This is a genomic window from Streptomyces sp. NPDC085481 (assembly GCF_044541845.1).
Classification (GTDB): Bacteria; Actinomycetota; Actinomycetes; order Streptomycetales; family Streptomycetaceae; genus Streptomyces.
This window is the reverse complement of sequence record NZ_JBITTJ010000017.1, coordinates 1-23,165: the sequence shown is the minus strand read 5'-3', so window position 1 is coordinate 23,165 and position 23,165 is coordinate 1. Positions and strand designations below refer to the sequence as shown.

The 23,165-nt window shown below is 74.4% G+C and carries 2 protein-coding genes; both read left to right on the top strand.

From position 1 onward, the window contains the following. Window positions 1-13: 13 nt before the first annotated feature. The gene (locus ACIGEZ_RS29445) at window positions 14-16,318 is read left to right on the top strand and encodes an SDR family NAD(P)-dependent oxidoreductase (RefSeq protein ID WP_399836915.1); all 16,305 of its coding nucleotides are present in this window, start codon (window positions 14-16) and stop codon (window positions 16,316-16,318) included. A 41-nt stretch (window positions 16,319-16,359) separates the two neighbouring features. Further along, window positions 16,360-23,165, top strand: a 6,806-nt coding sequence (locus tag ACIGEZ_RS29440) for a type I polyketide synthase (RefSeq protein ID WP_399836912.1), incomplete at its 3' end; no start/stop codon positions are given.

The window sequence follows — 23,165 nt, the reverse complement described above, 5'->3', positions numbered from 1 at the left end:
AGGACGTACCGAGATGACGGCGCCGGACGAGCAGATCGTCAACGCACTGCGTGCCTCGCTCAAGGAGAACGCGCGGCTCCAGCAGGAGAACCAGCGTCTCTCCGAGGCCTCGGCCGAACCCATCGCGATCGTCTCGATGGCCTGTCGGTACGCGGGCGGCATCCGCACCCCCGAGGACCTGTGGCGGGTGGTGACGGACGGCACCGACGTCTACACCACCTTCCCCGAGGACCGCGGCTGGGACCTGGAGGGCCTCTACCACCCCGACCCGGACAACCCCGGCACGACCTACGTCCGCGAGGGCGCGTTCCTGCACGACGCCGGCCGGTTCGACGCCGCGTTCTTCGGGATCTCGCCACGCGAGGCGCTCGCCATGGACCCGCAGCAGCGGCAGCTCCTCGAGGTCTCCTGGGAGGCACTGGAGCGGGCCGGCATCGACCCGCACTCCGTACGCGGCACCGACATCGGCGTGTTCGCCGGCATCGTGCACCAGGACTACGCGCCCGACCTCAGCGGCCTCGAAGGCTTCCTCAGCCTGGAGCGCGCCCTGGGCACCGCGGGCGGCGTCGCGTCCGGCCGCGTCGCCTACACGCTCGGCCTCGAAGGCCCCGCCGTCACCGTCGACACCATGTGCTCCTCCTCCCTGGTCGCCATCCATCTGGCCGCCCAGGCGCTGCGCCGCGGCGAGTGCTCCATGGCGCTGGCCGGCGGCGCGACCGTCATGTCGACGCCCGGCGGTTTCGTCGGCTTCGCCCGGCAGCGCGGCCTCGCCTTCGACGGCCGCTGCAAGTCGTACGCGGCCTGCGCCGACGGCTCCAGCTGGGCCGAGGGCGCCGGCGTCGTCCTCCTCGAGCGCCTGTCGGAGGCCCGGCGCAACGGCCACCGGGTGCTCGCGGTGATCCGCGGCTCCGCCCTCAACCAGGACGGCGCCTCCAACGGCCTGACCGCCCCCAACGGTCCCGCCCAGCAGCGCGTCATCCGCAAGGCGCTGGAGAGCGCCGGCCTCACCGCCGCCGACGTCGACATGGTCGAGGGCCACGGCACCGGCACGGTGCTCGGCGACCCGATCGAGGCGCAGGCCCTGCTCGCCACCTACGGCCAGGACCGGCCCGAGGACCGGCCGTTGCGGCTCGGCTCGGTCAAGTCGGTGATCGGCCACACCCAGGCCGCCTCCGGCGTGGCCGGCGTGATCAACATGGTGCAGGCGCTGCGGCACGGCGTCATGCCCGCCACCCGTCACGTCGACGCCCCCACCCCCCAGGTGGACTGGTCGGCCGGCGCGGTGGAGCTGTTGACCGAGCAGCGGGAGTGGCCGCAGGAAGGCGCCGACCGACCGCGCCGCGCCGGCGTCTCCTCCTTCGGCGCCAGCGGCACGAACGCGCACCTGATCCTGGAGCAGGCGCAGCAGGTCGACGAGCCCGCCGCGGACCCCGGCGAGGAGACCGCTCCGGCCCCCGCCGCCGACGCGGCCGTGCCGCTGGTGGTCTCGGCGGCGACCGCCGCCTCCCTCACCGGCCAGGCGGAGCGCCTCCTGTCGTTCGTCGGGGCGTCCGACGCGGTCGCCCTCGCCGATGTCGCGGCCGCGCTGACCACCGGCCGCGCGGTGCTCGGCGAGCGCGCCGTGGTCGTGGCCGGCTCGCCCGACGAGGCCCTGGCGGGTCTGGGCGCGCTGGCGCGCGGCGAGGCCGCCCCCGGGGTGGCCGTCGGCAGCGCGTCGACGCCGGGCGGGGCCGGGAAGGTCGTGCTCGTCTTCCCGGGCCAGGGCTCGCAGTGGGTCGGCATGGGCCGTGAACTCCTGGACTCCTCCCCGGTGTTCGCGGACCGGATCGCCGAGTGCGCGGCCGCGCTCGAGCGGTGGGTCGACTGGCCCCTCGTGGACGTGCTGCGCGGCGATGTCCCGGCCGGACTCCTCGAGCGGGTGGACGTCGTCCAGCCCGCGAGCTTCGCCGTGATGGTCGGCGTGGCCGCCGTCTGGGCGTCGGCCGGTGTCGTGCCCGACGCGGTGCTCGGCCACTCGCAGGGCGAGATCGCCGCCGCGTGCGTGTCGGGTGCGCTGTCCCTGGAAGACGCGGCCCGCATCGTGGCCGTACGCAGCCAGGTCATCGCCGGCAGCCTCGCCGGCCGCGGTGGCATGGCCTCGGTGGCGCTGCCGGAGGAGGACGCCGTCGAGCGGCTGGAGCGGTGGGCCGACCGCGTCGAGGTGGCGGCCGTCAACGGCCCCGCCTCGGTCGTGATCGCCGGTGACGCCGAAGCCCTCGACGAGGCCCTCGACACCCTGGAGGACCAGGGCGTACGCGTGCGACGCATCGCCGTCGACTACGCCTCCCACTCCCGCCACGTCGAGGCCGTCCAGGAGACCCTGGGCGAGGCCTTCGCCGACATCCGCAGCCAGGCCCCCGCCGTGCCGTTCCTCTCCACCGTGACCGGCGAATGGATACGCGAGGCCGGCGTCCTCGACGGCGGCTACTGGTACCGCAACCTCCGCCGGCAGGTGCGCTTCGGGCCCGCCGTCGCCGAGCTTCTCGCCGACGGCCACACCGTGTTCGTGGAGTCCAGCGCCCACCCGGTCCTGGTCCAGCCGATCAGCGAGATCGTCGACCGCGCCGACGCCGACGCCGTGGTGACCGGCTCGCTGCGCCGCGACGAGGGCGGCCCGCGCCGCCTGCTCGCCTCGATGGCCGAGCTCTTCGTCCGCGGCGTCCACGTCGACTGGACCGGCGTCCTGCCGGCCGGAGCCGACGCCGGGCACGTCGACCTCCCGACGTACGCCTTCGACCACCAGCACTACTGGATCCAGCTCACCGGCACCGCCAACGACGCCGCCTCCCTCGGCCTGACCGGCACCGACCACCCGCTGCTCGGCGCGGTGGTCCCGCTGCCGCAGACCGACGGCCTCGTCTTCACCTCCCGCCTCTCCCTGCGCACCCACCCCTGGCTCGCCGACCACGCCATCGGCGGCGTGCCCGTCGTGCCCGGCACCGTCTACGTCGACCTGGCGGTCCGCGCCGGCGACGAGTTCGGCTGCGGCGTCCTGGAGGAGCTCGTCATCGAGGCGCCGCTCGTCCTGCCCGAGCAGGGCGGCGTCCGCGTCCAGGTCGCGGTCGGCGGCCCCGGCCCGCACGGCTCACGCACCGTCGACGTCTACTCGCTGCGCGAGGACGCCGCCGACGAGGCCGGGCAGGGCGAGTGGACCCGGCACGCCACCGGCCTGCTCTCCGCCGACGCCCCGGCCGGCGGCACGGCGCCCGCCGTGGACTTCGCCGCCTGGCCCCCGGCCGGTGCGCAGCCCGTGGCCGTCGACGGCTTCTACACCGACCTGGTCGCCCGAGGCTACGCCTACGGCCCGGCCTTCCAGGGTCTGCGCGGCGTATGGCGGCGCGGCGACGAGCTGTTCGCCGAGGCCGTCCTGCCGCCCGAGCAGCGCGAGAACGCCGACAGGTTCGGCATCCACCCGGCGCTGCTCGACGCCGCCCTGCACACCAACGCCTTCGCCAACCCGGACGACGACCGCCAGGTGCTCCCCTTCGCCTGGAACGGCCTCGTCCTGCACGCCCTGGGCGCCTCCGCCCTGCGCGTACGGGTGGCTCCGAGCGGCCCCGACGCCCTCTCGTTCCAGGCCGCCGACGAGACCGGCGACCTCGTCCTGACCATGGACTCCCTGGTGTCCCTGCCGGTCACCGCCGAGCAACTCGGCGCCGGCGCGGCCGGCCGGGAGAACCGCGACTCCCTCTTCCGCGTGGAGTGGACCCCGCTGCCCGCCCCCGAGGGCGCCGCCGCCCCCGCCTCCTGGGCGCCGCTCGCCACCGCCGGCGACGCGACGGCACTCGCCGCCCGCGAGACCCCGCCGCCGGTCGCCGTCCTCACGGCGACGACGGACGACGGCGAGGACCCGCTCGCCCTGACCACCCGCGTCCTGGCCGTCGTCCAGGCCTGGCTGGCCGCCCCAGGACTGGACGCCGTGCCCCTGGTCGTCGCGACCCGGGGCGCCGTGCCCGCCGGCGGCGACGCCGACGTCACCGACCCGGCCGGCGCCGCCGTGTGGGGCCTCATCCGCGCCGCCCAGGCCGAGAACCCCGACCGTCTGGTGCTTGTCGACCTCGACCCCGCGGGGTCCGCCGGAGCTGGTCCGGTGCTCGGGCCCGTACTCGCGACCGGGGAGCCGCTGATCGCCGTGCGCGGTACGGCTCTGTCCGCGCCCCGCCTGGTGCGCGAGGTCGCCGCCGAGACCGAGACCGCGGCCACGGATGCGCGCGCGGCCTTCGAGCCCGACGGCACCGTCCTGGTCACCGGCGGCACCGGCTCCCTGGGCGCCATGGTCGCCCGGCACCTGGTAGCCGAGCACGGTGTACGCCACCTGCTGCTGGTCAGCCGCCGCGGCCCCGACACCGAGGGCGTGGCCGAACTGGTCGCCGAGCTCGGCGAATCGGGCGCCGCGGTGACCGTCGCCGCCTGCGACGTCGCCGACCGCGGGGCCCTCCAGGCGCTCCTCGCCGCGGTACCCGCCGCGCACCCGCTCACCGGCGTCGTCCACCTCGCCGGCGTCCTGGACGACGGTGTGATCGGCGCACTGACGCCGCAGCGCCTCGCGTACGTCTTCGATCCCAAGGTCACCGCCGTACGCCACCTGGACGAGCTGACCCGCGAACTCGCCCCGCAGCTCGCGTCGTTCACCGTCTTCTCCTCCGCCGCCGCGCTGCTCGGCTCCGCGGGCCAGGGCAGCTACGCGGCCGCCAACTCCTTCCTCGACGCGCTCATGGCCCACCGGCGGGCCGCCGGCCTGCCCGGCGTCTCGATGGCGTGGGGCCTGTGGCAGCAGAGCACCGGTCTGACCGCCCACCTCAGCGAGGTCGACCAGGCCCGCATGAGCCGTGGCGGCGTCCTGCCCCTCACCCCCGCCGAGGCCCTCGCCCACCTCGACACCGGACTGCGCGCCGAACACGCCCTGCTCGTACCGATCAAGCTCGACCTGAGGTCCCTGCGCGCCGACGCCACCTCCGGCGGCACCGTCCCGCACCTGCTGCGCGGCCTGGTCCGCACCGGCCGCCGCCTCGCCCGCGCCGGCGCGGGCGACGGCAGCGACCTGGTCCGCCGCCTCGCCGGACTGGCCGAGGCCGAACAGGAGACCGTCCTCCTCGGCATCGTGCAGGCCGAAGCGACCGCCGTCCTCGGCTTCAACGCCGCCGAACTCGCCCAGGGCACCCGCGGGTTCAGCGAGATCGGGTTCGACTCGCTCACCGCGGTCGAACTCCGCAACCGGCTCGGCGCCGCCACCGGCGTCAAGCTCCCCGCCACCCTCATCTTCGACTACCCCACCCCCGTGGCGCTCGCCCGCTACCTGCGCGAGGAGCTCGGCGACAACACGGCCGCCGCGACCACCGCCCCCACCGTCGTCACCGCCGACCCCGACGAGCCCATCGCCATCGTCGGCATGGCCTGCCGCCTGCCCGGCGGCGTCGACGACCCCGACGGCCTCTGGCACCTCGTGGCCGAGGGCCGCGACGGCATGGTGCCCCTCCCCGAGGACCGCGGCTGGGACCTGGACGGCCTCTTCGACGCCGACCCCGACAAGCCCGGCACCGCCTACGTCCACAAGGGCGGGTTCCTGCACAGCGCCGCCCGGTTCGACGCCGGCTTCTTCGGCATCTCGCCGCGCGAGGCACTCGCCATGGACCCGCAGCAGCGCCTCCTCCTCGAAGCCTCCTGGGAGGCCCTGGAGCGCGCCGGCATCGACCCCCGCTCCGCGCGCGGCGACAACGTCGGCGTCTTCTCGGGCGTCTCCATCCACGACTACGTCGAGTCGCTCAGCAACATGCCCGACGAGCTCGAAGGCTTCGTCACGACCGCCACCGCCGGCAGCGTCGCCTCCGGCCGAGTCTCGTACACCTTCGGGTTCGAAGGACCGGCGGTGACCGTCGACACGGCCTGCTCGTCCTCCCTGGTCGCCATCCACCTCGCCGCCCAGGCACTGCGCCAGGGCGAATGCTCGCTCGCGCTCGCGGGCGGCGTCGCCGTGATGGGCTCCCCGATCGGCCTGCGCGGCATGTCGCGGCAGCGCGGACTCGCCGCCGACGGCCGGGTCAAGGCGTTCTCGGCCGGCGCCGACGGCACCATCCTGTCCGAAGGCGTCGGCATCGTCGTGCTGGAGCGACTGTCGGAGGCACGGCGGAACGGGCACCGGGTGCTCGCGGTCGTCCGCGGCTCGGCGGTCAACCAGGACGGCGCGTCGAACGGCCTGACGGCCCCCAACGGCCCCTCCCAGCAGCGCGTCATCCGCAAGGCCCTCGCCAACGCGGGCCTCGCCGCCGCCGACATCGACGTCGTCGAGGCGCACGGCACCGGCACGGAACTCGGCGACCCCATCGAGGCACAGGCCCTGCTCGCGACGTACGGCCGCGACCGGGACCCGGAGCGCCCGCTGTGGCTCGGCTCGCTCAAGTCCAACGTCGGTCACACCCAGGCCGCGGCCGGTGTCTCCGCCGTGATCAAGATGGTGCAGGCGCTGCGCCACGGCGTCATGCCGCCCACCATCAACGTGACGGAGCCGACGCCCCAGGTCGACTGGACGGCCGGCGCGGTCGAGCTGCTGACCGAACCGCGCGACTGGCCGGAGGAGGGCAGGCCGCGCCGAGCCGGTGTCTCCAGCTTCGGCATCAGCGGCACGAACGCGCACCTGATCCTGGAGCAGGCCCCGGAGGAGCAGCAGCCCGCAGCGCCGGCCGCCGCGTCCGGCGGCGTGGTGCCGCTGGTGGTGTCGGCCGCCTCCGCGGCCTCGCTGGCGGGGCAGGCGGAACGGCTCGCGTCGTTCGTGGAGACATCCGTGACAGCCGTGACAGCCGTGACAGCCGGGGCATCCGAGACCTCGGAGATCTCCGCGACACCGGACTCCGCGGCGCTCGAGGCTGTGGCGGCGACGCTCGTGAATCGGCGGGCGCTGCTCTCCGACCGCGCGGTGGTCGTGGCCGGCTCGCGTGACGACGCCCTGGCCGGGCTCGGCGCGCTGGCCCGCGGAGAGTCCCACTCCGGGGTCGTCACCGGCGGGTCGTTCGGTGCCGCCGCCTCGGGGCGGACCGTGCTGGTGTTCCCGGGGCAGGGTTCGCAGTGGGTCGGTATGGGCCGCGAACTGATGGACTCCTCGCCGGTGTTCGCGGAGCGGATCGCCGAGTGCGCGGCGGCGCTCGGGCCTTGGGTCGACTGGTCCTTGGTGGAGGTGCTGCGGGGCGACGCTCCGACGGAGCTCATGGAGCGCGTCGACGTGTTGCAGCCGGCGAGTTTCGCGGTGATGGTCGGTTTGGCCGCGGTGTGGGCGTCGGTGGGTGTGGTGCCGGATGCGGTGGTCGGTCATTCGCAGGGTGAGATCGCCGCTGCTTGTGTGTCGGGTGCGTTGTCCCTTGAGGACGCTGCCCGCGTGGTGGCCGTACGCAGTCAGGTGATCGCCGGGAGCCTTGCGGGCCGTGGTGGCATGGCGTCGGTCGCGCTGCCGCAAGAGGACGCCGTCGAGCGTCTGGAGCGGTGGGCGGACCGGGTCGAGGTGGCGGCGGTCAACGGCCCCGCGTCCGTGGTGGTCGCCGGTGATGCGGAGGCTCTGGACGAGGCTCTGGAGGTCCTGGCCGCGGATGGTGTTCGCGTGCGGCGCGTGGCGGTGGACTACGCCTCCCACACCCGGCACGTCGAGGCGATCGAGGCCGAACTGACCGCCGCCTTCGCCGACATCCGCGCGCAGGCCCCGCTCGTACCGCTCCTCTCCACCGTGACCGGCGAGTGGGTCCGCGAGGCCGGCGTCCTCGACGGCGGCTACTGGTACCGCAACCTCCGTCACCAGGTCCGGTTCGGTCCCGCCATCGCGGCCCTTCTCGGCGAGGGGCACACGGTGTTCGTGGAGTCCAGCGCCCATCCGGTCCTGGTCCAGCCGATCAACGAGATCGTCGACGCCGACGGCGCCTCGGCCCTCGTCGGCGGCTCGATCCGTCGTGACGAGGGCGGCCCGCGCCGCCTGCTGACCTCCATGGCCGAACTCTTCGTCCACGGCGTCAGCGTGGACTGGACCGGTGTGCTCCCCGAGGAGTCCGCCACCGCCCCGGTCGAGCTCCCCACCTACGCCTTCGACCACCAGCACTACTGGCTGCAGACCGCCCCCGCGACCGACGCCGCCTCGCTCGGCCAGGCCGCCGCCGATCACCCGCTGCTCGGCGCGGTGGTGCGGCTGCCGCAGTCGGACGGCCTGGTCTTCACCTCCCGCCTGTCACTCCGTACGCACCCCTGGCTCGCCGACCACGCCGTCGGCGGCGTGGCCGTCCTGCCCGGCGGCGCGCTGGTGGAGCTGGCGGTACGGGCCGGCGACGAGGTCGGCTGCGGCACGCTCGACGAACTGGCCGTCGAGGCGCCCCTCGTCCTGCCCGAGCAGGGCGGCGTCCGCGTCCAGGTCACCGTGGGCGGCCCCGACGAGACCGGCGCCCGTACGGTCGAGGTCTACGCGATCCGCGAGGACGACGCCGCCGAGGACACCGGCGCGGACGCCTGGACCCGCCACGCCACCGGCCGCCTCTCCGCCGCACCCGCCGACCGCCCCGCCACCGACCGCGACCTCGTGGTCTGGCCGCCCACGGGGGCCAGGGCCGCGAGCGTCGACGAGCTCTACGACGACCTGCTCCGCCTCGGCCACGCGTACGGCCCGGTCTTCCAGGCCGTACGGGCGCTGTGGCGGCGTGGCGACGAGGTCTTCGCCGAACTGGCCCTCCCGGACGGGCAGCAGGGCGACGCGAGCCGCTTCGGGCTGCACCCCGCCCTCCTGGACGCCGCGCTCCAGTCCGGCCTGCGGCACGCGGCCGTCGCCGACCCGGGCGCGAACGCGGGCGAGCGGCTCTGGCAGACCGCCGAGTGGACCGGCCTGACGCTCCACGCCACGGGCGCCTCGGCCCTGCGGGTGAAGCTCGCTCCGGCCGGGTCCGACCGGCTGTCCCTGACGGCCGCCGACGAGACCGGCGAGCCGGTCCTGACGCTCGACGCGCTCTCCTTCCTGCCGGTCTCCGCCGAGCAGCTGACCGCCGCGGCCGCCGTCGCGGCGCCGGGCCACGACTCGCTGTTCCGGGTCGAGTGGGCCGAACTGCCCGCGCCCGCCCCGGGGGCGGAGACGCTGCCGCCGTGGGTGCCGCTGTTCCACGCCGACGAGGTGGAGATCCTCGCCGCCAACGTGACGACCCCGGTGGTCGCCGTGGCGGAGGCCTTCGGCAGCGGCACCGGCAGGCGCAGCGACGCCGGCCACGACGCCCTCGCGCTCACCCACCGGATCCTGGCCATGGTCCAGGCCTGGCTCGCCGCCCCGAGCCTCGACGGCTCCCGGCTGGTCGTCCTCACCCGGGGCGCGGTGCCCGCCGACGGAGACGCCGACGTCACCGACCCGGCCGGCGCCGCCGTGTGGGGCCTGATCCGTGCCGCACAGGCCGAGGACCCCGACCGGATCGTCCTGCTCGACACCGCCGCCGACGACGCCCTCGACGTCACCGGCATCGAGATGGAACCCGTCCTCACCGCCGTACTCGCCACCGGCGAGCCCCAGGTCGCCGTCCGCGGCCAGGTCCTCTCCGCCCCCCGCCTGGTCCGCGACACGACCAGCGCCACCGCCTCGGACGCCCCCGCGGCCTTCGACCCCGAGGGCACCGTCCTGGTCACCGGCGGCACCGGCTCCCTCGGCGCCCAGCTCGCCCGGCACCTCGTCGACGAGCACGGCGTACGGCACCTGCTGCTGGTCAGCCGCCGCGGTCCCGACGCCGACGGCGCGACCGAACTGGCCGCGGCGCTCGGCGAGTCGGGCGCCTCGGTGACGGTCGCGGCCTGCGATGTCGCCGACCGGGACGCCGTGGCGGCCCTGCTGGACTCGGTCTCCGACGAGCACCCCCTGACCGGGGTCGTCCACACCGCCGGCATCCTGGACGACGGCGTGATCGGAGCGCTGACACCGCAGCGCATCGAAGCCGTCTTCGCCCCGAAGGTCACCGCCGTACGCCACCTCGACGAGCTGACCCGGGACCTCGGCCTGACCACGTTCGCCGTGTTCTCCTCCGGCGCCGGGCTCTTCGGCTCCGCCGGCCAGGGCAACTACGCCGCCGCCAACGCCTTCCTCGACGGCCTGATGGCCCGCCGCAGGGCCGCCGGCCTGCCCGGTGTCTCGATGGCATGGGGCCTGTGGCAGCAGAGCTCCGGCCTGACCGCCCACCTCAGCGAGCTCGACCAGGCCCGCATGAGCCGCGGCGGCGTCCAGGCCCTCACCCCCGCCGAGGGCTTCGCCCTCTTCGACGCCGCCCTCCATGCCGACCAGGCGCTCGTCGTACCCATCAAGCTCGACCTGCGCGCCGCCCGCGCCGACGCGGCCTCCGGCGGCGCGGTGCAACCGCTGATGCGCGGCCTGGTCAGGGCCGGCCGGCAGACCGCCCGCGCGGCCGCCGCCCAGCGCGGAACCGGCGGCCTCGCCGACCGGCTGGCCGGGCTCACACCCGAGGAGCAGGAGACACTCCTGCTCGACCTGGTCCGCAGCCAGGTGGCGACCGTCCTCGGGCACGCCGGGGCCGACGACGTACGGCCCGAGAAGGCGTTCAAGGACGCCGGCTTCGACTCACTGACCTCGGTCGAGCTGCGCAACCGGGTCCGCGAGGCCACCGGCCTCAACCTGCCGACGACCGTCGTCTTCGACTATCCGACCCCGCTCGCCCTCGCCCGCCACCTCCACGAGGCCTTCGGCCACGTACCCGCGGCCACCGCCGCACCCGGCGCGCCGACCGTGCTGACCGCCGACCCCGACGAGCCCATCGCCGTCGTGGGCATGGCGTGCCGCCTGCCGGGCGGTGTGGCGAGCCCGCAGGACCTGTGGCGGCTGGTCAGCGAGGGCCGGGACGCCATGTCCGGCTTCCCGTCCGACCGCGGCTGGGACCTCGACGGACTCTTCGACGCCGACCCCGGCCGGGTCGGCACCTCGTACGTCGACCAAGGCGGATTCCTTTACGACGCGGGCCTCTTCGACGCCGGGTTCTTCGGGATCTCGCCACGCGAGGCCCTCGCCATGGACCCCCAGCAGCGCCTGCTCCTGGAGACCTCGTGGGAGGCCCTGGAGCGCGCCGGGATCGACCCGGGGACGCTGAAGGGAACCGACGTCGGCGTCTTCTCCGGCGTGATGACCCAGGGCTACGGATTCGGCGGCGAGGTCCCGGCCGAGCTCGGCGGCTTCACCGCGACCGGCTCCGCGGGCAGCGTGGCCTCGGGCCGCGTGTCGTACGTCTTCGGCTTCGAGGGCCCGGCCGTGACCGTCGACACGGCCTGCTCGTCCTCCCTGGTCGCCATCCACCTCGCCGCCCAGGCACTGCGCCAGGGCGAGTGCTCGATGGCGCTCGCCGGCGGCGCGACCGTCCTGGCGAACCCGTACACCTTCGTGGAGTTCTCGCGGCAGCAGGCGCTGTCGCCCGACGGCCGCTGCAAGGCCTTCTCCGCCACCGCCGACGGCACGGGCTGGGCCGAGGGCGCCGGTGTCGTGGTCCTCGAGCGCCTGTCGGAGGCACGCCGCAACGGCCACCACGTGCTCGCGGTGATCCGCGGCTCCGCGGTCAACCAGGACGGCGCGTCGAACGGTCTCACGGCGCCGAACGGCCCCTCCCAGCAGCGCGTCATCCGCAAGGCGCTCGCCAACGCGGGCCTGTCGACGGCGGACGTGGACGCGGTGGAGGCACACGGCACGGGAACGGTCCTCGGCGACCCGATCGAGGCGCAGGCGCTGCTCGCGACGTACGGTCAGGACCGGCCGGATGACCGGCCGCTGTGGCTGGGCTCGGTCAAGTCGAACATCGGGCACGCGCAGGCCGCGGCCGGTGTCGCCGGCCTGATCAAGACCGTGGAAGCCCTGCGGCACGGCGTCCTGCCGCCCACCCTGCACGTCACCGAACCGTCGACGGAGGTCGACTGGACGGCCGGCGCCGTGGAGTTGCTCACCGAGTCTCGGCAGTGGCCGGAGAGCGGCCGGCCGCGCCGGGCGGGCGTCTCCGCCTTCGGCGTCAGCGGGACGAACGCGCACGTCATCCTGGAGCAGGCGCCGGACGCCGAGTCCGAGCCCACGACCGTCGCGGCCGACGGCGTGCTGCCGCTGGTCGTGTCGGCGCGTAGCGGCGGCTCGCTGGCGGGCCAGGCCGAACGGCTGGCGTCGTTCTTGGAGTCGGCACCGGAGTCGGGATCGGAGTCGGGGTCGGAGTCGGGGTCGGAGTCGGGTGAGGCCGTCTTGCTGTCGGGGGTGGCCGGTGCGCTGGTCGCGCAGCGGGCCGTGCTCGGTGAGCGTGCGGTGGTGGTGGCGGGTTCGCGGGAGGAGGCGCTGGCGGGGCTTGGTGCGCTGGCGCGGGGGGAGTCGAGCCCTGGCGTCGTCACCGGCAGTGTTGGGGGTTCGGCTCGTACGGTGTTGGTGTTTCCGGGGCAGGGTTCGCAGCGGGTGGGGATGGGCCGGGAGTTGTATGGCCGGTTCCCGGTGTTCGCGGAGGCTTTCGACGAGGTGTGCGCCTTGTTGGACGCGCAGTTGTCGGGGTGGGTGGAGCATTCGGTCAGGGACGTCGTCCTTGGTGATGCTGGTGACTTGAGTCAGACCGTGTTTACGCAGGCCGGTTTGTTCGCTGTGGAGACGGCGTTGTTCCGGCTGGTCGAGTCGTGGGGTGTGCGGCCGGATGCGGTGATGGGGCATTCGATCGGTGAGATCGCTGCGGCCCATGTCGCGGGGGTGCTGTCGTTGGCGGATGCGGCTGCTGTGGTGGCGGCTCGGGGTCGGTTGATGCAGGCGTTGCCGTCTGGTGGCGCGATGGTCGCGGTGGCTGCGTCGGAGGGCGAGGTCGCCGAGCTGCTTGGTGAGGGTGTGGATCTGGCGGCGGTGAACGGGCCGGCGTCGGTGGTTCTGTCGGGTGTCGAGGATGCCGTGCTGGCTGTGGCGGCGAAGCTGGCGGAGCAGGGCCGGAAGACCAAGCGGCTGACGGTCTCGCATGCGTTCCACTCGGTGCTGATGGAGCCGATGCTCGACGAGTTCGCTGCTGTTCTCTCTCAAGTGGCGTGGTCTGAGCCGAAGTTCCCGGTGGTCTCGAACGTGACCGGGCGGCTGGCCGAGCCGGGGCAGCTCGCGGACCCGCGGTACTGGGTTGATCATGTCCGTCGTACGGTCCGCTTCGCGGACGGCGTGGCGGCCGCGGCGGGTGACGGCGAGGTGGTCTTCGTCGAGCTCGGTCCCGGGGCGGCTCTGTCGAGTGTCGTGGAGGAGTCCGCGGGGGAGCGGGCGGTCTGCGTCGCGGCTCTGCGCGACGGTCGTCCCGAGGCGCAGACGCTGCTGACCTCGGCTGCCGGGGTCTTCGTCCACGGCGGACCGGTCGACTGGGCAAGCGTTCTGCCGGTTGCCGGTGCCGCGCACCTCGACCTCCCGACCTACGCGTTCGACCACCGGCACTACTGGCTCCAGCTCGCCCCCGCGGCCGACGCGGTGTCGCTCGGCCAGGCCACCGCCGACCACCCGCTCCTCGGAGCGGTGGTGGAGGTCCCGGAGACCGGGGGTGTCCTGTGCACTTCGCGGCTCTCGCTCCGTACGCACGCCTGGCTGGCCGACCACGCCGTCGGTGGGGTCGTGCTCGTCCCCGGTACCGGCCTGGTCGAGCTGGCCGTCCGCGCCGGCGACGTCGTGGCCGCCGGGGTGCTGGAGGAGCTGGTCATCGAGGCGCCGCTCGTCGTCCCCGCCCATGGCGGTGTGCGCGTCCAGGTCGCCGTCGGCGGCCCCGACGAGCGCGGCACGCGCAGCGTCGCCGTCTACTCGGCCCGCGAGGACGGGGCCGGCGAGATCGGCCCGGACGCTTGGACCCGACACGCCACCGGCACCCTGGGCGTCGCCCCGACGGCGGGCGTGGACAGCGCCGAGAGCACGGACGCGGCCGGCTTCGACGTCTCGGTCTGGCCGCCGGCCGGCGCCGAGCGCGTGCCCCTCGACGTCGCCGGGTTCTACGAGGAGCTGCTCGGCCACGGTTACGCGTACGGCCCGGCCTTCCAGGGCCTGCGCGCGGTGTGGCGGCGCGGCGAGGAACTGTTCGCCGAGGTCGCGCTGCCGGACGAACAGCGCGACAGCGCCGCCCGGTTCGGCTTGCACCCGGCGCTGCTGGACGCCGCGCTGCACACGGAGGCGTTCGCGCAGCCGGACGACGGCCGCAACGTGCTGCCGTTCGCCTGGAACCGGCTGGTGCTGCATGCCACCGGAGCCTCCTCGCTGCGGGTGCGGATCGCGCCGCAGGGCCAGGACGCGCGATCGGTGACCGCCGTCGACGAGACCGGCGGCCCCGTCCTCACCGTGGAGTCGGTGACGTTCCGGCCGGTGGACGTCGAGCAGCTGGACACCGCGGCGATCACCGACGACGGCCGCGACGCCCTGTTCGGGGTGGAGTGGACCGAGCTGACGGCCACGGCTCGGGCGGCCGCCGAGCCGGCGCCCGCCTGGACGCCGGTCACGAGCGCCGACGAGGTGGCCGCCCTGGCCGCCGCCGCGCCGCCGGCCGTGGCGGTACTGGAGGCCCACGGTACGGAGGCTGCGGAGGGGACCGACGGGGTGCCGGCGCTGACCGGCAGGGTGCTCGCCGTCGTACAGGCCTGGCTGGCCGGCGAGGCCTTCGAGGACTCGCGGCTGGTGGTCGTGACGCGTGGCGCCGTCCCCGCCGGCCCCGACGGCGACGTCGCCGACCCGGCCGCGGCCGCCGTCTGGGGCCTCATGCGCACGGCCCAGGCCGAGAACCCCGACCGGTTCGTCCTGCTCGACCTCGACCCGGCCGCCGAGGACCCGTTCACCACGGTGCTCGGCCGGGCGCTGGCCGTGGGCGAGCCACAGCTCGCGCTGCGCGGGACGGCGCTGTCCGCGCCGCGTCTGGTCCGTGCCGCTACCAGTGCCGGTGCCGGTGTCGGTGCCGACGACCGTGCCGGTGTCGGTGCCGACGGCGGTGTGGCCCTGGCCGCCGAAGGAACCGTCCTCGTGACCGGCGGTACGGGTTCGCTGGGCGCGCTCGTGGCCCGGCATCTGGTGACCGGGTACGGCGCCCGTCACCTGGTCCTGGCGAGCCGACGTGGCCCGGATGCCGAAGGCGTGACGGAACTGGTCGCCGAGCTACGGGAGTCGGGCGCCGACTCGGTGACGGTGGCGGCGTGCGACGTCGCCGACCGGGACGCCGTGGCGGCGCTCCTCGGGTCCGTACCGCCGGAGCACCCGCTGACGGGCGTCGTCCACACGGCCGGAGTCCTCGACGACGGCGTGATCGGCGCGCTGACCCCGGAGCGCCTCGCGTACGTCTTCGGCCCGAAGGTGACGGCCGTAGGCCACCTCGACGAGCTCACCCGGGACCTGGACCTGTCGATGTTCGCGGTGTTCTCCTCGGCCTCCGGTCTCTTCGGTTCCGCGGGTCAGGGCAACTACGCGGCGGCCAACGCCTACCTCGACGCGGTGGCTCACCGGCGCCGGGCGGCCGGCCTGCCGGGCACGTCGCTCGCCTGGGGCCTGTGGGAGCAGAACAGCGGCATGACCGCCCACCTGGGCGCCGCGGACCAGGCCCGCATGAGCCGCGGCGGCGTCCTGCCCATCGCCCCCGCCGAGGGCATGCGGCTGTTCGATGCGGCTCTGCGGACCCCCGCGGCCCTCGCCGTGCCGATCAAGCTGGACCTGAGGGCGCTGCGCGCCGACGCGGCCGCGGGCCGCCCGACGCAGCCGCTCCTGCGCGGTCTGGTCAACCCCGGCCGGCAGGCCGCCCGTACGGCCGGCGACAACGACGGCGGGCTTGCCCGCCGGCTCGCCGGCCTCGCGCCCGAGCAGCAGGAGACCCTGCTGCTCGACCTGGTACGGGGCCACGTGGCGAGCGTCCTCGGCCACACCGGCGCGGAGAGCGTCGGACCGGAGACGGCCTTCAAGGACGCCGGCTTCGACTCGCTCACCTCGGTCGAGCTCCGCAACCGGCTCCGCGAGGCCACCGGCCTCAAGCTGGCGGCGACGGTGGTCTTCGACCACCCGACCCCGCTGGCGCTCGCCCGCTACCTGCACGGCGAGATCGGAACCACCGACGACGCCCTGTCGCTGGTGAACTCCAAGATCGAGGACATCGCATCACTGATCACCGGACTGCTCTCCGACGAGTCCAAGAGGGCCGACGTCCTGCTCCGTCTCCAGGGGCTCGTGGCGAAGGTCAACGGCGGAGCCGGCGAGCTGACGGAGAACTCCACCGTGGCAGAGCAACTGGAATCCGCCTCCGCCGATGAGGTTCTCGACTTCATCAACGACGAACTCGGAATCTCCTGACCGACCACGCCTTCACTGACTGCCGCCACTGCCCGACCCCGGTGAGGAAATCGAACATGGCCACGGACGACAAACTCCTCAAGTACCTCAAGCGCGTCACGGCCGAGCTGCACGACCTGCGACAGCAGGTCGCGCGCAGCGCGGACGAGCCGATCGCGATCGTGGGCATGGCCTGCCGTCTGCCGGGTGGTGTGGCGAGCCCGGAGGACCTGTGGCGGCTGGTCAGCGAGGGGCGGGACGGCGTGTCCGGCTTCCCGCAGGACCGTGGCTGGGACCTGGACGGCCTGTTCGACTCCGACCCGGACCAGGCCGGCACGTCGTACGTGAACCAGGGTGGATTCCTGGACGGCGCGGGGGAGTTCGACGCCGGGTTCTTCGGGATCTCGCCGCGTGAGGCGCTGGCGATGGACCCGCAGCAGCGGCTGCTCCTGGAGACCTCGTGGGAGGCCCTGGAGCGGGCTGGGATCGACCCGGGAACTCTCAAGGGCACGGATGTCGGTGTCTTCAACGGCATCATGGGCGTCGACTACTTCTTCGGCGGCAATGTGCCGCCCGAGCTGGAGGGCTTCGCCGGGACGGGCGCGGCCGGCAGCGTCGCCTCCGGTCGCATCTCGTACGTCTTCGGGTTCGAGGGTCCGGCCGTGACCGTCGACACAGCGTGCTCCTCGTCCCTCGTCGCCATCCACCTCGCCGCTCAGGCGCTGCGCCGGGGCGAGTGCTCGCTCGCCCTGGCCGGCGGTTCGACGGTGATGGCGACCCCGCACACGTTCGTGGAGTTCTCGCGGCAGCGGGGGCTCGCCTCGGACGGGCGCTGCAAGTCGTACGCGGACGGCGCGGACGGTACGGGCTGGGCCGAGGGCGCGGGTGTGGTCGTGCTCGAGCGGCTCTCGCGGGCACTGGAGCGCGGGCATCGGGTGCTGGCCGTGGTGCGTGGTTCTGCGGTGAATCAGGATGGTGCGTCGAACGGGTTGACGGCGCCGAACGGGTTGTCGCAGCAGCGGGTGATTCGTAAGGCGCTGGCGGCGGCGGGTCTGTCGGCGGGTGATGTGGATGTGGTGGAGGGGCACGGCACGGGTACGGTCCTTGGCGACCCGATCGAGGCGCAGGCGTTGCTGGCGACCTATGGTCAGGATCGGTCGGTTGAGCGGCCTTTGTGGTTGGGGTCGTTGAAGTCGAATGTCGGGCATACGCAGGCGGCTGCGGGTGTGTCGGGCGTGATCAAGATGGTGCAGGCGTTGCGGCACGGGGTCATGCCGGCGACGCTGCACGTCGATGCTCCGTCGTCGCAGGTGGACTGGTCGGCCGGCGCGGTCCGGCTGCTTGAGGAGACCCGGCCTTGGCCGGAGGTGGACCGGCTGCGGCGGGCCGGTGTGTCGTCCTTCGGCGTCAGCGGTACGAACGCCCACCTGATCCTGGAGCAGGCACCGGAGACGGAGGGCGCGCAGCCCGGGCCGGTGACGACCGACGGCGTCGTGGTGCCGTTGGTGGTGTCGGCGAAGAGTGCCCGGTCGCTGGCCGGTCAGGCCGAACGGCTCGCGGCGCTCGTCGGCACCGAGGAGACGGGGGCGCTGCCGGACGTGGCGGCGGCTCTGGCCGCGGAGCGTGCGGTGCTGTCCGAGCGTGCGGTGGTGGTGGCGGGTTCGCGGGAGGAGGCGCTGGCGGGGCTTGGTGCGCTGGCGCGGGGGGAGTCGGCTGCGGGGGTGGTGACGGGGAGCCGGGCTTCGGCTGCTCGTACGGTGTTGGTGTTTCCGGGGCAGGGTTCGCAGCGGGTGGGGATGGGCCGGGAGTTGTACGGCCGGTTCCCGGTGTTCGCGGAGGCTTTCGACGAGGTGTGCGCCTTGTTGGACGCGCAGTTGTCGGGGTGGGTGGAGCATTCGGTCAGGGACGTGATCCTTGGTGATGCTGGTGACTTGAGTCAGACGGTGTTTACGCAGGCCGGTTTGTTCGCGGTGGAGACGGCGTTGTTCCGGCTGGTCGAGTCGTGGGGTGTGCGGCCGGATGCGGTGATGGGGCATTCGATCGGTGAGATCGCTGCGGCCCATGTCGCGGGGGTGCTGTCGTTGGCGGATGCGGCTGCTGTGGTGGCGGCTCGGGGCCGGTTGATGCAGGCGTTGCCGTCTGGTGGCGCGATGGTCGCGGTGGCTGCGTCGGAGGGCGAGGTCGCCGAGCTGCTTGGTGAGGGTGTGGATCTGGCGGCGGTGAACGGGCCGGCGTCGGTGGTTCTGTCGGGTGTCGAGGATGCCGTGCTGGCTGTGGCGGCGAAGCTGGCGGAGCAGGGTCGTAAGACCAAGCGGCTGACGGTCTCGCATGCGTTCCACTCGGTGCTGATGGAGCCGATGCTCGAGGACTTCGCCGCCGCGCTCGCCGGCGTGACGTGGTCGGAGCCCAAGGTCCCCGTCGTCTCGAACGTCACCGGTCGACCTGCCGAGCCGGGGCAGCTCACCGATCCGCGGTACTGGGTCGACCACGTCCGTCGTACCGTCCGCTTCGCCGACGCTGCCACGGCTGCCGCCGGTGCCGGCGACGGTGACGGCGCTGTCGTCTTCGTCGAGCTCGGCCCGGGCGCCGCGCTGTCGAGCGTCGTGGAAGAGAGCGTCGACGGCGGTGCCGTGTGCGTCGCGGCCCTGCGGGACGGCCGACCGGAGGCGCAGACACTCCTCTCGGCGGCTGCCGAGGTCTTCGTCCACGGCGGTTCCGTCGACTGGGCCGAGTGCCTTCCGGCCGGTGCCGACGCCGGCCGGGTCGACCTCCCCACGTACGCCTTCGACCACCAGCACTACTGGCTCCAGATGATGGCGGCGGGGACGGATGCGGCCGCGCTGGGTCTGACGGGCGCGGGACACCCGCTGCTCGGCGCGGTGGTACGACTCCCGCAGTCGGACGGTCTGGTCTTCACCTCCCGGCTGTCGCTCCGTACGCATGCCTGGCTCGCCGACCACGCCGTCGGTGGTGTCGTCCTCGTCCCCGGTACGGGCCTGGTCGAGCTGGCCGTCCGCGCGGGCGACGAGGTCGGTTGCGGCACGCTCGACGAACTGGTCGTCGACGCGCCGATCGTCGTTCCCGAGCAGGGCGGTATCCGCGTCCAGGTCGCCGTGGGCGGCCCCGACGAGAACGGCGCACGCACCGTCGAGGTGTATTCCGTCCGGGAAGGAGCCGAGGCCGAGGCGGCCGAGGCCTGGACCCGGCACGCGTCCGGGACCCTCGCGCCGACGGCGCCCGGGGCCCCCGAGGCCGCGGACTTCGACTTCACCGTCTGGCCCCCTGCGGGCGCCCGGCAGACCGGAATCGACGACCTCTACCCCGACCTCGTCGCCCACGGTTACGCGTACGGCCCCGCCTTCCAGGGCGTACGAGCGGTCTGGCGGCGCGGCGAGGAGGTGTTCGCCGAGGTCGTCCTGCCGGACGAGTACCACGACGAGGCGGGCCGCTTCGGCATCCACCCCGCTCTGCTCGACGCGGCGCTGCACCCCGGCCTGTCGCAGGCCATGACGGCCGAGGGCGGCCGGTTGTGGCAGCCGCTGGAGTGGCGAGGGCTCGCGCTGTACGCCACGGGCGCGGCGGTACTGCGCGTGCGGCTCGCCCGGTCCGGGCGGGGTGCGCTGTCCCTGTCGGCCGCCGACGAGACCGGCGGACCGGTCCTGGCGGCGGATGCGGTGGCATTGCGCCCGGTCGACGCCGGTCGACTGGCAGCGGCGGCGGGGACGCAGGGGGGCGGTGACTCGCTGTTCCGCGTGGATTGGACCGAGCTGCCCGCCCCGAGCGTCGCCTCCCCGGCGGCCGAGCCGTGGGCCCGTATCGGCGACGCTGCCGACGTCGCCGCGCTGACCTCGGCCGTCGAGGCCACCGTCCCGCCGGTCGCCGTCCTGGACGCGTTCGGGGACGGTTCGGGTGACGAGGTACTCGCGCTGACCGTTCGTGTCCTCGCCGTCCTCCAGGCGTGGCTCGCTGACGAGGCCTTGGAGACCTCCCGTCTCGTGGTACGGACCCGGGGCGCCGTCGCCGCCGGCGGGGACGCCGCCGTGACGGACCCGGCCGGTGCCGCCGTGTGGGGTCTGGTCCGGGTCGCCCAGGCCGAGAACCCCGAGCGGTTCGTTCTCCTCGACACCGAAGAGGACGCCACGGAGCGGGATTTGGCCGCCGTACTGGCCACCGGCGAGCCCCAGGTCGCCGTTCGCGGCTCGGTGCTCAGCGCGCCGCGCCTGGTCCGCGCCGCCGTCGCCGAGCCGACGGCCGATGCCGCCGCCTTCGACGCCGAGGGCACCGTCCTGGTCACCGGCGGTACGGGTTCGCTCGGCGCCCTGGTGGCCCGGCGACTGGTCGCCGAACACGGCGTACGGCACCTCCTGCTGGCGAGCCGCCGTGGCCCGGACGCTGAGGGCGTCGCCGAACTCACCGCCGTTCTCCGGGAGTCGGGTGCGTCGGTGACGGTCGTCGCCTGTGACGTAGCGGACCGGGACGCCGTGGCGGCGCTCCTGGGGTCCGTACCGGTGGCGCATCCGCTGACGGGTGTCGTGCATACGGCGGGTGTCCTGGACGACGGGGTGATCGGTGCGCTGACGCCGGAGCGCCTCGCGTACGTCTTCGGTCCGAAGGTGACGGCCGTACGTCACCTGGACGAGCTGACCCGCGAACTGGTCCCGGAGCTACGGGCGTTCGTCGTCTTCTCCTCCGCTGCCGGCGTGTTCGGCTCGGCTGGGCAGGGCAACTACGCGGCGGCCAACGCCTATCTCGACGCGGTGGCCCACCGGCGCCGGGCGGCCGGCCTGCCAGGCCAGTCGCTGGCCTGGGGCCTGTGGGAACAGGCCACCGGCATGGCGGCGCGGCTGAGCGACGCCGATCAGACGCGGGTCAACCGCGGCGGCTTCCTGGCGCTCGCACCGGAAGAGGGCCTGGAGCTGTTCGACGCCGCCCTGGGCGCCGCCGAGGCCGTCGCCGTCCCGATCAAGCTGGACCTGCGGGCCGTACGCGCCGAGGCCGCCACCGGCATGGGCGTACCGTCCCTGCTCCGCGGCCTCGTACCGGCCGGGCGACGCTCCGCCCGGGCCACGTCCGGCCTGGCCGCGCGGCTGGCCGGGCTCGCGCCCGCCGAGCGGGAGGCGCTGCTCCTGGAACTCGTCCGTACCCACGTCGCCACCGTCCTCGGCCACGCGGGCGCGGCCGACGTCAGGGTGGACAAGGCGTTCAAGGACGCCGGCTTCGACTCGCTCACCTCCGTCCAGCTCCGCAACCGCCTCCGCGAGGCCACCAGCCTCAACCTGCCCACCACCGTCGTCTTCGACTACCCGACACCGCTCGCCCTCGCCCGCTACCTGGTCGCCGAGCTCGGCGACACGGCCGCGGGCGCCGCGGCCACCGTCCCCACGACGCTCGCCGTCGACCCCGACGAGCCCATCGCCATCGTCGGCATGGCCTGCCGCCTGCCCGGCGGCGTCGTCACCCCGGACGACCTGTGGCGCCTGGTCGCGGAGGGCAGGGACGCGATCTCCGGCTTCCCGGAGGACCGCGGCTGGGACGTGCGCGGACTGTTCGACGACGATCCCGAGAACATCGGCACGTCCTACGTAGACCAGGGCGGATTCCTCTACGGGGCAGGACGGTTCGACGCCGGGTTCTTCGGGATCTCCCCGCGCGAGGCGCTTGCCATGGACCCCCAGCAGCGGCTGCTCCTGGAGACCTCCTGGGAGGCCCTGGAGCGGGCCGGCGTCGACCCGCTGGCCCTCAAGGGCCGGGAGGTCGGCGTCTTCTCCGGCGTCATGACCCAGGGCTACGGCATCGGCGGCGCCGTCCCGCCCGAGCTGAGCGGCTTCACGGCGACCGGCTCGGCGATGAGCGTGGCCTCGGGCCGGGTCTCCTACGTGTTCGGTTTCGAGGGTCCGGCCGTGACCGTCGACACGGCCTGCTCCTCCTCGCTCGTGGCCATCCACCTGGCCGCCCAGTCGCTGCGCCAGGGCGAGTGCACGCTCGCCGTCGCCAGCGGCGCCACCGTGATGGCCACCCCGCACACCTTCGTCGAGTTCTCGCGGCAGAAGGCACTCTCCCCCGACGGCCGCTGCAAGCCCTTCTCCTCGACCGCGGACGGTACGGGCTGGGCCGAGGGCGTGGGTGTGGTGGTCCTGGAGCGGCTGTCGGAGGCCCGGCGCAACGGGCACCGGATCCTGGCCGTCCTGCGCGGCAGCGCGGTCAACCAGGACGGCGCCTCCAACGGGCTCACCGCCCCCAACGGCCCCTCGCAGCAGCGCGTCATCCGCAAGGCCCTGGCCTCGGCCGGCCTGTCCGCCGCCGAGGTGGACGTGGTGGAGGCGCACGGCACTGGGACCGTGCTCGGCGACCCGATCGAGGCCCAGGCCCTCTTGGCCACCTACGGCCGGGACCGGGATCCCGAGCGCCCGCTGTGGCTTGGCTCCGTCAAATCGAACCTCGGCCACACGCAGGCCGCGGCCGGTGTGGCCGGTGTGATCAAGATGGTCGAGGCGCTGCGGCACGGCGTCATGCCGCCCACCCTCCACGTCGAGGAGCCGACACCGCAGGTGGACTGGTCGGCGGGTGCGGTCCAGCTCCTGACCGAGGCGCGGGAATGGCCGGAGGCGGACCGGCCGCGCCGGGCGGGAGTGTCGTCGTTCGGGCTCAGCGGGACGAACGCCCACCTCATCCTGGAGCAGGCGCCCGAGGAGGTGCCCGAGGAGCCGGAGCCGGTGACGGTCCCGGCCGGTGGAGTGGTGCCGCTGGTGGTGTCGGCGCGGAGCGCCGGTGCGCTGGCGGGGCAGGCGGAGCGGCTGGCCTCCTTCGTGGCGGCGGGCGGGGACCTGGCGCTCTCGCACCTGGCCGGCGCCCTGGTGGCGCGGCGTGC